Origin of the sequence: Paenibacillus sp. DRB1-1 (assembly GCF_052119485.1) — a bacterium.
In the GTDB taxonomy this organism is placed as follows: Bacteria; Bacillota; Bacilli; order Paenibacillales; family Paenibacillaceae; genus Paenibacillus; species Paenibacillus polymyxa_B.
On record NZ_JBODQH010000001.1, the window covers coordinates 5,157,995 to 5,170,472 of the forward strand.

The 12,478-nt window shown below is 47.1% G+C and carries 10 protein-coding genes; all 10 read left to right on the top strand.

Annotated elements, in window-relative coordinates:
* The first annotated feature begins 63 nt into the window (after positions 1-63).
* The 10 genes from mutL (at position 64) to ACQW03_RS23105 (ending at position 12,457) form a co-directional block, all read left to right on the top strand.
* Complete coding sequence (mutL, locus tag ACQW03_RS23060; protein WP_076293088.1) at positions 64-2,238, top strand: DNA mismatch repair endonuclease MutL; 2,175 nt, start codon at positions 64-66, stop codon at positions 2,236-2,238.
* A gap of 12 nt (positions 2,239-2,250) precedes the next feature.
* On the top strand, positions 2,251-3,099 hold the full coding sequence (locus ACQW03_RS23065) for a class I SAM-dependent methyltransferase (protein WP_441951898.1): 849 nt from the start codon (positions 2,251-2,253) through the stop codon (positions 3,097-3,099).
* Positions 3,083-4,063, top strand: coding sequence for a tRNA (adenosine(37)-N6)-dimethylallyltransferase MiaA (gene miaA, locus ACQW03_RS23070; protein ID WP_013310583.1), 981 nt, complete (start codon positions 3,083-3,085; stop codon positions 4,061-4,063). Before ACQW03_RS23065 ends, miaA begins: the two co-directional genes overlap by 17 nt.
* Before the next feature lie 20 nt (positions 4,064-4,083).
* The gene (hfq, locus tag ACQW03_RS23075) at positions 4,084-4,329 is read left to right on the top strand and encodes an RNA chaperone Hfq (RefSeq protein ID WP_023989043.1); all 246 of its coding nucleotides are present in this window, start codon (positions 4,084-4,086) and stop codon (positions 4,327-4,329) included.
* A 189-nt stretch (positions 4,330-4,518) separates the two neighbouring features.
* Positions 4,519-7,179 (top strand): PBP1A family penicillin-binding protein, encoded by a 2,661-nt coding sequence (locus tag ACQW03_RS23080; RefSeq protein ID WP_441951901.1) that lies wholly within the window; start codon positions 4,519-4,521, stop codon positions 7,177-7,179.
* 164 nt (positions 7,180-7,343) lie between these two features.
* Positions 7,344-7,901: a DUF402 domain-containing protein gene (locus ACQW03_RS23085; RefSeq protein WP_013310580.1), complete on the top strand. Its 558-nt coding sequence runs from the start codon at positions 7,344-7,346 to the stop codon at positions 7,899-7,901.
* Positions 7,898-8,593, top strand: coding sequence for a YdcF family protein (locus tag ACQW03_RS23090; RefSeq protein WP_441951903.1), 696 nt, complete (start codon positions 7,898-7,900; stop codon positions 8,591-8,593). The genes ACQW03_RS23085 and ACQW03_RS23090 overlap by 4 nt, the downstream gene beginning before the upstream one ends.
* Positions 8,594-8,708: 115 nt before the next feature.
* Entirely contained in the window at positions 8,709-9,692 is a 984-nt protein-coding gene (locus ACQW03_RS23095; protein ID WP_071641223.1) for an AAA family ATPase, read from the top strand.
* Between the two features lie 113 nt (positions 9,693-9,805).
* The gene (gene hflX / locus ACQW03_RS23100) at positions 9,806-11,092 is read left to right on the top strand and encodes a GTPase HflX (RefSeq protein ID WP_441951905.1); all 1,287 of its coding nucleotides are present in this window, start codon (positions 9,806-9,808) and stop codon (positions 11,090-11,092) included.
* 111 nt (positions 11,093-11,203) lie between these two features.
* Entirely contained in the window at positions 11,204-12,457 is a 1,254-nt protein-coding gene (locus ACQW03_RS23105; RefSeq protein ID WP_441951907.1) for a methionine gamma-lyase family protein, read from the top strand.
* Positions 12,458-12,478 lie beyond the last annotated feature (21 nt).

The following is a 12,478-nucleotide window of genomic DNA, read 5'->3' on the forward strand; positions in this document are numbered from 1 at the left end:
TTAAAATAAGTGACATTATTCTTATTTTTCATCACACTTTGAAGTCAGGAGGAGGTTAAAAGGATGTCTAAAATTCGGGTACTGGATGAACATATTGCGAACCAGATTGCTGCCGGTGAGGTCGTGGAACGTCCAGCCTCCGTCGTGAAGGAGCTGGTGGAAAATGCGATTGATGCAGGCGGTACGCGGGTGGACGTATGGGTAGAAGAGGGCGGCCTGCAAAGTATCCGGGTGACGGATAATGGAAGTGGCATTGAGCCCGAAGATGTGGAAACGGCATTCTATCGGCACGCGACAAGCAAAATTGGACATGGTCGCGACCTGTTTCAGATCACAAGTCTCGGCTTCCGAGGAGAGGCGTTGCCAAGTATTGCGGCTGTATCAAAAGTAGAGTTGCTTACAGCAGCCGGAGATGATGGACGTGCCCGTAGATTGGTGATTGAGGGCGGTAAGTTGTTGCTTCACGAGGATGCTGCTAGTAGACAAGGGACGGATTTTACCGTGCGGGAGCTGTTTTATAATACACCTGCACGGCTGAAATATATGAAAACAATCCAGACCGAGCTGGGTCACATTTCGGATGTATTGTATCGAATGGCGCTTTCGCATCCAGAAGTAGCCTTCACATTGCGGCATAATGGCAATACATTGCTGCAAACGCTGGGTAATGGTGATTTGCTGCAGGTGATTGCCGCTATTTACGGAACTTCTGCGGCGAAATCCATGCTGCTGCTGGCAGGAGAGAGCCTCGATTACCGAATTAGCGGCTATGTCAGCCGTCCAGAGTGGACGAGATCAAATCGAAATGCGATCTCGACGGTAGTGAATGGACGTTTTGTGCGAAGCTACGGGCTTAATCAGGCGTTGCTCAAGGCGTATCATACCTTGTTGCCAATCAATCGTTTTCCGCTGGCTGTGATCCAACTGGAAATGCATCCTTCTTTGGTGGATGTTAACGTTCATCCTGCCAAGCTGGAGGTAAGGTTCAGCAAAGAAGCTGAACTGTTTCAGCTGGTTGAAGATTCGGTAAAAGCTGTCTTAGGGCAACAAGTGCTGATTCCGAAGGCAGTCAAGCGCGAGATCGGTGGCAAGAACAGTGGCTCGTTTGTGCAGGAACAGTTTCACTTCTCGAAGGGAAATGGTGCGGAAGGGGATGCTCCTTCCGGCAAAGACCGAGGGGGAGCACTACCACTTTCCGTGACTTCGCCGGAGAGCCAGGTACCGCGCCAATCCAATTACTTGAACAGAAACGAAGAGAATAATAGAGGTAGCCAGGAGCGTGAGCAACGTCCGAGCAGGGATAGCCTCTCAGCCATTGGACGGGCAAACAACCTTTCAGGTAAAAGTATTAGTGATGATGAACTGGATGCAGATTTTATAGAAGAAAACAACGGGAGTGAAGTTAGAGGGGACGTGCCGCTCCCTGATGGAGCGACTGTACAGTCGTCCGAAGGAGATAATGCCGCAATAGGCACATCCTCCTTATACAGCGGGGGGATACAGGAAACGGCTGCTTCTGCTGCTTACCCATCTTCTATGCCGCCGATTGCGGGACACGCTACGGATTCCCGTCATTTCGCAGATCAGAAGCCGCGCCAGCAACGTCTAGATGCCGAGCAATTGGCAGCGGTGTCGGGAGAAGTTCCAGAGTTGCCTACTTTTCCTGAACTGAATTTAATCGGTCAGCATCATGGGACATATCTGATTGCACAGAACGATCAGGGTTTGTATTTAATTGATCAACATGCCGCACATGAACGAGTCAATTATGAATTTTATTATGAAAAATTCGGCAATCCCGAGTCAGTATCGCAGGAACTGCTACTGCCAATTACACTGGATTTTACGCCTTCCGAGACGGAAAAATTGAAAACAAGGCTGCACTGGTTTGAACAGGCGGGGGTGTATTTGGAGCATTTTGGCGGTCAAACCTTCCGTGTCAGCTCTTACCCGTACTGGCTTCCCCAAGGGGAAGAAGCGGATGTCATTGAGGAAATGGCCGGATGGGTGCTGGAGGAAAGAGCCATTGATCTTGCTAAGCTGCGGGAAGCGGCCTCGATCATGTGCTCCTGCCGGGCTTCGATTAAGGCAAACCAGAAGCTGACTGACCAACAGGCTATCGTGCTGCTAGAGCGTTTGGCAGCGTGCAAACAACCATATACTTGCCCTCATGGGCGACCTATTGTGGTTTCCTTTTCCACATATGATTTAGAGAAGCTGTTTAAAAGAGTAATGTAAGGGAGTATATATATGTTGCAGGATCGGGAAAACCGTGAAGAAGAGCAGTCGAGCCTATGGGAGAAGCAAGTCGAATTACTAGTCACGACAGGGGATTCCCCCTCGGCTGAGGTTATGGAGCGAGCGAAGCTGCTTGCAGCCGAGTTAGGGGTGCTGTATGCCCCTCGTCGTGGCATATCGGTAGCTAAGCTAATCGCGGCTCACAAAGTCCGCCAGGCATTGGTACTGGTGCAGGGCGGAGTGAGACTGATTAGCCCAGAACAACCACCGATGGTTTTTCACCCGAGTATGGGCTTTATTCGTGCCAAACGGGTATTAAAGGGTGAGCCTGACCCGATGTTGACGGCTGCCCGACTCATCCAGGGTGATACTGTGCTGGATTGCACCGCAGGACTTGGTACGGATTCTCTTCTATTTTCAATTGGAACGGGAAGCTCTGGACAAGTTACGGCTGTGGAGAGTTCTTTCCCCGTCTACGCTTTAATCAAGGATGGAATGAGGCATTACCGTTCCGGCAACGCTGAAGTAGATCAGGCCTTTTCCAACATTGACGTTCGTTTTGGTCATCATTTGGACTATTTGCGTAGTTTGCCGGATCGCAGTATAGATATTATTTATTTTGACCCCATGTTCCGTGATCCGTTGCTCGATTCCAGCGCAATTGGTCCATTGAGAGGGTTGGCTAACCCAGACGCGTTGATTGAGGAAAGTATTATTCATGCGAGACGGATTGCACGAAAAACAATTGTATTAAAAGAAAAGCGGGGAAGCGGGGAATTTGCCCGCCTCGGCTTCCGTGTGGAGCAGCGGGGCACAACGAAAACAGTGTACGGAGTGATTGATATTGACAGTAGCACCTAAGCCTAAACTACTTGTTCTTGTTGGCCCGACTGCGGTTGGCAAGACGAAACTAAGCATCGAGATGGCTCGACAATTTGACGCAGAAATTATTTCCGGGGATTCCATGCAGGTATACCGTCATATGGACGTTGGAACCGCCAAAATTTCCAAACAGGAAATGGAAGGAATCAAGCACCATTTAATTGATATTCATGAGCCTGAATACCCATATTCAGTAGCCCAATTTCAGGAAGACTGTCGTCGTCTCATACCTGATATACAATCTAGAGGAAAGCTACCGTTTATCGTAGGCGGAACAGGTTTATATGTAGAATCAGTCTGCTATGAATACCAGTTTTCCGAGGTAGGGGCTGACGAAGCTTTTCGTCAGGAACAGCTTGACTATGCCGAACAGTTTGGAGCTGAGGCGCTTCATGCGCGACTACAGGCGGTTGATCCCGAAAGTGCACTTCGTCTGCATCCTAATGATCGTCGTCGTGTCGTTCGGGCACTGGAAATTTACCATGTTAGCGGAACGACACTTAGCTCTCAACTTGCCAGTCAAAAAAAGGAATCTCCCTACCAACTCTGCATTGTAGGTTTGACAATGGATAGGCAAATGCTATATAAACGTATTGAAGACCGAATTGACGGGATGCTCGATCAAGGGCTTGTTGCTGAGGTAACCTCCTTAATGGAACGGGGAGTGCGAAGCGATGCCATCTCCATGCAAGGTCTAGGCTATAAAGAGATATCCTCCTACCTGCGGGGAGAGGTGTCTTTGGAAGAGGCGGTGACTTGGCTAAAACGGGATACGCGTCATTTTGCGAAGCGACAGCTCTCGTGGTTTCGCCATATGAAGGATATCCAGTGGGTAGATGTCACTGATTTCGGAAATTTTTCTGCTCATGCAGCCCGAATACACGAAATTATAGCAGGAAAGTTCCGGACAGACCTTGAATATACTTCAAAACAATCCAAATGATTATTGGGGGTACGGCTAAAATGAACAAGTCCATTAATATCCAAGATACGTTTCTGAATCAATTGCGCAAGGATTCTATACCTGTAACGGTATACCTCATCAATGGATTTCAGGTGCGAGGGACGATTAAAGCATTTGACAATTTTACGATTGTTATCGACTCGGATGGAAAGCAACAGCTGATTTACAAGCATGCCATCTCCACCTTTACACCGCAACGCAATGTATCGCTTGTACAGCAACAGGATAACGCTAGCGATAACTGATTACGGCTTGACGGTCGCCCGGGTTCATGAAACTTTTCAGGCGTCCGTCTCGTCTAACTGTATAGGAATGTGACCGGGAGCAACCTGATCAGGGTTGTTCTTTTCATTCCGTTTACTTTCATGCTGCCGACAGCAAGCTTTAAGCTATGTTAGGTATCATATGATTATTCGCGAAAGGGAGTCAGGGGAATGCCAAACGATTCATTGTCCAGATCCGGCAATCGCAATAGAAACACATCTAAAGAGAAGCCGAAGGGCAAGAAAAAGAAAATAACAGGTAAGCGAGTGGGGTGGACGCTATTTATTACAGCGGCGTTAGCCATATTTTGCGCACTTGGTGGATATTTATTTGTTATGGTTAATGGCGAAAAAATTTACAAAGCCAACAAGGACAAAATTACAGTGAACGAGACATCGAAGGTTTATGACCGCAACGGTGTGCTCATGGGTGAGTTGTCTGTGCAAAAAAGCGATCCTGTCAAAAGTGAAGAAATTCCACCGTTGCTCAAAAAAGCATTTATTGCAACCGAGGATAAGCGTTTTATGGAGCATCAAGGGGTTGATATTTGGTCTATCGGCCGGGCAGCCGTTAAGGATATCGTGGCCCGTTCGGCGGTGGAGGGCGGCAGTACGCTGACTCAGCAGCTGGCCAAAAACTTGTTTTTGACACGTGACAAAACCTTTTTCCGTAAAGCGACAGAGGTATCCATCGCAATGGCGTTGGAGCGGAATTTGACTAAAGATGAAATTATTACACTCTACCTGAACCGGATTTGGTTTGGACGCTCGTATTCTGGAATTAAGGCAGCGTCGGAAGGCTATTTTGGGCAAACGGATTTGAATAAATTAAAATTGTGGCAGGTCGCTACACTGGCAGCTATTCCGAAAGGGCCATCCAAGTATAATCCGATTAGTAACCCGGAAAATTCAAAGGCCCGGCGTGCTGTGGTTCTCCAGCTGATGTTTGAGCAGGGAATGATTGGAAAGCAGGAGATGGAAGAAGCCAAGGCTGTAAATTACGATTACAAACAGCCGGAAAAAGTTCAAAAGTATCAAAATTTTATGGAATACGTCATGGATGAGGCAGAGGATGCACTGCCAGGAGTTAGCGGCAATGATCTGATTATTGGCGGTTACAAAATTCATACCACAATGGATGCCCAGGCTCAAAATGCGCTGGATCAGGCGATGGCAGATGATGACATGTTCGAAAAAAGTCCTGACGATCAGCCTGTTCAAGCCTCGATGGTCATTATTAACAACCAGACAGGTGGAATTGCCGCAATGGCACCCGGACGGGATTACAAAAAGGGAACCTTCAATCGTGCGACACAGAGCCGCAGACAGCCAGGATCGGCCTTTAAGCCGATTGTAGCCTATGCGCCAGCTCTTGAATCCGGTAAGTTTACGATGGATACCCCTTTGAGTAACGAACGCCAGAGTTTTAACGGATACAGTCCGAAAAACTTGCATGGTTACTCGTCGACCATCAGCATGCTCGACGCCATTACGAAGTCTGAAAATATTCCGCCTGTATGGTTGCTGAACCAAATTGGTGTGGAAAAAGGGGTTCAATTTGCCGAGAGCGTAGGCATTCCGATGGACAAAAATGATCACTCACTTGCTATCGCATTGGGTGGATTAAGCAGAGGAACGAATACCCTTGAAATGGCCCAGGCGTACAGCGCTTTTGCTAATAAAGGACAATTCCAAAAAGCTTATTCTATTAAGCAAATTAACAATAGTGATGATCAAGTTGTTTATACTCATGAAGAGGAAACTAAATCTGTAATGAGTGAAAAAACGGCTTATGAAATGACACAAATGATGCAAAATGTAGTCAATAGCGGTACAGGTCGTAAAGCACGTATTGACTGGCCTGTAGCTGGTAAAACGGGTACGACCCAAAGTGGAATTAGCGGTAACAGTGGTAACCGGGACATCTGGTTTGTCGGTTATACACCGGAATATACCGGAGCGGTATGGATGGGGTATGACAAGCCGGACAGCAAGCATATGCTGAGAAACTACAGTGGGCAGTCGGCAGCCTTTTTCGGAAGGGTCATGGGTGAAGCTCTCAAGGGACACCCGGTTACGAAATTCAGCGAGCCGAAGGGATATGAACCACCAGTTGAGCAGAAGCCAGAAGAGCCGGTTCAGGCTACCGCTCCAAGCGGACTGAGCGGGTCTTATAGTCAGGACACCCAAATTGTATCGTTGTCATGGACTGCGGCTACGGGGGATAATGTACAATACCGTGTGTATCGCAAAGGGACTTCCGATACAGGCTTTGCGGCAATCATGGAGGCAATGAAGGGCACGAGTGGTGAAGACACGTCTCCTATAGCTGGAAACACGTATGAATATTATGTAGTAGCTTATGGGGCGGATGGTAAAGAATCCGAGGCTTCTAATACGATCCGTGTGGAAATTCCGGCAGAGACTACTCCGGTTGATCCACAGCCAGGGACTGCTCCAAACGAGAATGGAACCTTACCGGATAATGGCGGGGCTACAGACGGACAAAACGGTACAGATCAGGGAAATACATCTCCTGGCGGTACCAATAACAATAATGGCTCAGGTCAGGTTCCGGTATCTCCTGGAGATACTAATGGGAATGGTGCTGGAGGCACAGGTAACATTAGTGGCAATTCCGGCAATGGAAACGATACTAATCAGGGAAATGGTCAGACTACTACGCCGGATGCAGGTATTTCTAATGAAGATACTATGGTAAATCCAGAAAACACGGATGCATCTACGCCTGAAGGCACAACCGATGGAACTCAGGAAGGCAATTCTAACGGTCATTCGAACTCCAATCGTGGACGTCACAATCGGAATTAGCAAGTATTGCTTTATGCAAGTTGGATTTGCTTCAAATCAAAGGTATTCTCGGATCAGTTCACGGTCTGAGAATACCTTTTTTGCTGTTATAAAGGGGTTCTTTTTGAGTGTACAGTTTAAATATGGTAAGCTGGTTTTACCAATGTTGGAGAGGAACATCATTTATGAAGCGCAAATTCGGAGACCGGGCCAACTGGCGCAGAATCACCAATCGCAAGTTTGCTTGCCGGTATGTAGAAAGTGATGCGTTTACAGGATATGTGACCCTGTATACAATTTTGAGTCTCAAGGAGCCGTTATGGAAAAGTTACGGTGGTCATACGTTTTGCATAGCCGATAAAGGATATTCCTGGCTGCAATATTATCCAAAAGGTGAGCACTATGTGGTGACTGCTATGTTTGACAATCGGGAGCAAATCGTTGAATGGTATATTGATACCTGCCGAAATCAGGGTGTGACCGATCAAGGGGTCCCATGGTTTGACGATTTGTATTTGGATGTTGTGGTGCTTAAAAACGGTGAAATCTTCCTAGTGGATGAGGATGAATTGGAGGAGGCGTTACAGCGGGGGCATATCTCAACGCAAGAGGCAGAATTGGCTAACCGTACAGCGGCTGATGTATTACATCAGATAGATGCCCACGTGTTCCCCTATTTTAAAATGTCGCTGAAACACCGGGCAGAATGGTTTCACAACGGTGATTTCAAGAGAGAACGGTGAAAGTTTTGCAGTGGATTAAAGACACTGGGCCCAAACGTCCTGAGTTGAAAAGAAGGCAGAGTCGCCTTAAGAAAATATCTATGGTTTCCAAGCGTCTTGTACTTTGTTTGATGATTTTCATTTTGGTCGGATTGGTATGGGCAGGTATCCGAGTGTGGAACATGAATACGGCCGCCTCTACCACTCCGCTCAAGCAAGTGCAAATTGGTATCGTACTAGGTGCTTCTATGTGGGGGGCTGAGCCCAGTCCTGGATTGAAGGAAAGGCTAGAAGAAGCCTTGCGCTTATACCGCAACGGGACGGTACAGCGTCTAATTGTAAGTGGGGGACTAGATAAACCAGATTTTCCGTATACGGAGGCTGAGGGCATGCAACGCTATTTGGTAGATAAAGGGGTCCCTGTACAGCATATTGTGTTGGAAAACCATGCGACCAGTACTTACGAAAATCTGCTCTATAGCCAGCGCATCATGAAGGAATATGGATGGACCTCCACCGTGATCATTACACATAGCTATCATGGACCTCGGGCGATGGAGATTGCTCAATTCTTGAATTTTGATCATCCCCAGATGGCTCTGACGGAATCCAAAGTGCTGAATATGCCAATTCATCAATCAAGAGAAGTATTGGCATACGCTAAATGGACGCTGCAACGGTGGTGGATCAGCGCTCAAACTTGGGTTGCCTGAATTTAAGAAAAGGCTTTGTGCACGTTCCCGTTGCTTTTATGCTAATAAGGACATGCCAGACCGAATACATTAATAGGGTAAGCTGTGCCTGAAGAAATGTTGAGGTGATGGATGCATGAACGGACGGGGAATCGCCGCGGGCAAGCGGTCGGAGGAGAGACCTTCTAGACAAATTAATGTCGTGCTGCGTAGCCCGGAGCCGATAGCTTCGGTGACTGTGGACGAGACGGAAGCAGTGGCTTCAACCAAGTCACAGGCGCTACCGCAGTATCTCAGTCTTTATCAGGAAATTCAGAAAGAACTCGATCATCTCGTCGGCTTGGATAACATCAAAGACCTGGTATTTGAGGTATATGCCTTTTTGCAAATCGCCCATATGCGCACGGATGTGGGATTGTTGAGCAATGCACACGTATATCACATGATTTTCAAAGGAAATCCAGGTACGGGGAAAACGACAGTAGCCCGCATTATCGCTAAAATGCTGCAAAAAATGGGGGTACTGAGCAAAGGTCATCTGATTGAGGTGGAGAGGGCTGATCTGGTCGGTGAGTATATTGGGCACACTGCACAGAAAACGCGAGATCTGGTAAAGAAATCTCTTGGCGGCGTGTTGTTCATTGATGAGGCTTACAGTTTGGCACGCGGAGGGGAAAAGGATTTTGGAAAAGAAGCGATTGATACCTTGGTAAAGTCCATGGAAGATCAAAAAAATCAATTTATTTTGATTCTCGCTGGATACTCGGGGGAAATGGACTTTTTTTTACGAACGAATCCTGGTCTTCCTTCTCGCTTTCCAATCCAGTTGGATTTTCCTGATTATACTGTGGATCAGCTTATCCAAATTTCCGAGATGATGGCCAAGGAGCGGGACTATATTCTCATGCCTCAGTCCATAATTAAAATGAAGGAGCATTTGCTAAACGAGCGTAATGACAGTCTTCATGCATTTAGTAATGCACGCTATGTTCGTAACGTGATTGAAAAAGCGATTCGGCACCAAGCTGTCAGGTTGCTCAATCAGTACCGGAGCGGGCAACCCGGCAAGCAGGAATTGATGACGCTGCGTCCAGAGGATTTGAAAATGGACAAAAGATAGGCGATAATAGGAATCTGAATCACATCGAATTTTATGACATCGAACGGGGGCCGGCCTGAACATCAGGTCGGTCTCTGTTCGAGAGTTGACATGAAAATAAAGGAGCAAACAATATGGCGAACTCCACTCATGATACACAAACTGAAATGCAGGACAAGGCGGTACTGGTCAGTCTGATTACGGATGAAGTCAAACGATCTGGCATCAATACGGAATACTCGTTGGATGAGCTGGTGAAACTGGCTGAGACAGCGGGAGTTGAAGTACTGAGCGTCCTGACACAGAATAAGGAAGCCAAGGATTCAAAATGGTTTATTGGCAAAGGAAAAGTAGAGGAATTGCGTGCAGTTGCTGAAGAATTGGGAGCGAATACAGCTATTTTTGATCAGGAGCTCTCGGGAGCTCAGGTACGAAATCTGGAAGAAAGTCTGGATCTCAAAATTATTGACCGAACACAGTTGATTCTGGACATTTTTGCTCAACGTGCAAAAACACGGGAAGGTATTATTCAGGTTGAACTGGCGCAGTTGTCATATTTACTCCCCCGTTTGTCTGGACATGGCAAAAATCTCTCGCGTCTCGGTGGCGGAATCGGAACACGTGGTCCTGGTGAAAGCAAGCTGGAGACAGACCGTCGTCATATTCGTGACCGAATCAGTGATCTGAAACGTCAACTGGAGGAAGTGACCCGTCACCGGTATTTGCACAGGGAGCGCAGACAAAAGAGTGGTATTGTTCAGGTCGCACTTGTTGGCTATACCAATGCGGGCAAATCGACGCTGTTGAAGCAACTGACAGCAGCCGATGTATATATAGAGAACCAACTGTTTGCGACGCTGGATCCTACCTCCAGAACAATGGAGCTACCGAGTGGAAAAGAAGTTATTCTTACGGATACGGTCGGTTTTATTCAAAATCTTCCTCATGATTTGGTTGCTTCCTTCCGGGCTACTTTGGAGGAGGCGAATGAGGCTCATCTCATTTTGCATGTCGTGGACGCTTCCTCGGATATGCGAGACGAGCAGATGAAAGTTGTAGAGACGATCTTGCAGCAGCTAGGGGCTGCGGACAAGCCTCAGATCGTATTATTTAACAAGAAAGATGCCTGTACCCCTGAGCAACTGGAAATGCTTCCTTCTGGGGAGGGCTATTTGAAAATTAGTGCTTTTGATGAAGGGGATTTGATGCGCATTCGTGAACTGATTCAAGAGCATCTGAGTGGGGATACGTTGAGATTTCGGATTCCCGCGGAACGTGGAGATTTAACCTCGGTGCTTTATCGAATCGGAGATGTACTGCTGACAGAGTATGATGGCAATGATGTCATTTATGAGGTTGAGATTCAAAGAGGCGAGTACGAAAAGTACGGTCATGCACTCAGCGAGTTCACAGAAGGTTAACATCTAATGATGTTTTTGGGTCAATAAAATGATAATACTCATCGTTCAAAGTGAACAATAATATAACATGAATAGCCTAAGGCTGCGTAAGAGAGAGGGTCAAGAAGGTAAATGGTAGTTTTTAGTCCAGAAATCCAGCAAATTCAGGAAACGGCAGAACATAAAATACAAGAACGTATACAGCACATAGATCATATTGTAGATTCAAATCAGTGGAAGGTAATTCAGGCATTTCAGCGGAAGCAAGTGAGCGATTTTCACTTTGCGGGTTCTACGGGATATGCTTACAATGACCGGGGACGTGAGGTGCTGGAAGAAGTCTATGCGGATGTGTTCGGTGCGGAGGCAGCGTTGGTGCGTCCGCATTTTGCCTCGGGTACTCATACAATTGCCACTGCTTTATTTGGTGTGCTGCGTCCAGGGGATGAACTGTTGTACATTACAGGGAGACCTTATGATACCCTTCATAAAGTGATTGGTAAGCCCGGCGATGGAACAGGATCATTGCAGGATTTTGGCGTTACTTATGGAGAAACCGCACTGACAGTGGAAGGTAAAGTGGACTGGGAAGCGGTGGAGGCTGCGATTCATGCCAATACCAAAGTGATCGGTATTCAGCGTTCACGCGGTTATGATTGGAGAGCTTCGTTTAGTGTAGCAGATATTGAAGAAATGACAGCACGTGTGAAGGAAATAAAACCTGACGTCATTGTCTTTGTTGACAATTGCTACGGTGAATTTACCGAGAAGCTGGAACCTACTCAGGTAGGTGTCGATTTGATGGCAGGTTCGTTGATTAAAAATCCCGGTGGTGGCATTGCAGAAACGGGTGGATATATCTGCGGCAAACAAAAGTATGTAGAGCTAGCATCCTACCGATTAACTGCACCTGGAATCGGTGGAGAAGTAGGTGCCATGCTAGGTACTACACGAGGCATATTTCAGGGACTATTCCTTGCTCCAACACTGGTTGGGCAAGCGGTTAAAGGGAGCGTATTCGCCGCTGCGGTCTTTGAGGAGATGGGATTTGAGACCAAACCTGCCTGGCATGAAGAGCGTACGGATTTGATTCAGGCTATTTCTTTTAGAGGACCAGAGCATCTAATAGCTTTTGTACAGGGCATTCAGCGTGCAGCTGCTGTGGATAGCCATGTGGTGCCGGAGCCGTGGGATATGCCGGGTTATGAGCATCCAGTTATCATGGCTGCAGGTACGTTCATACAAGGGGGAAGTTTGGAACTATCCGCAGATGCTCCGATTCGTGAGCCTTATATTGGTTACATGCAAGGGGGCTTAACCTACTCTCATGTTAAATTTGGAGTGCTTATGGCTCTGCAAACGATGAAAGAACGTAAATTATTGTGAGTTTTTCTAACATGTCATTGA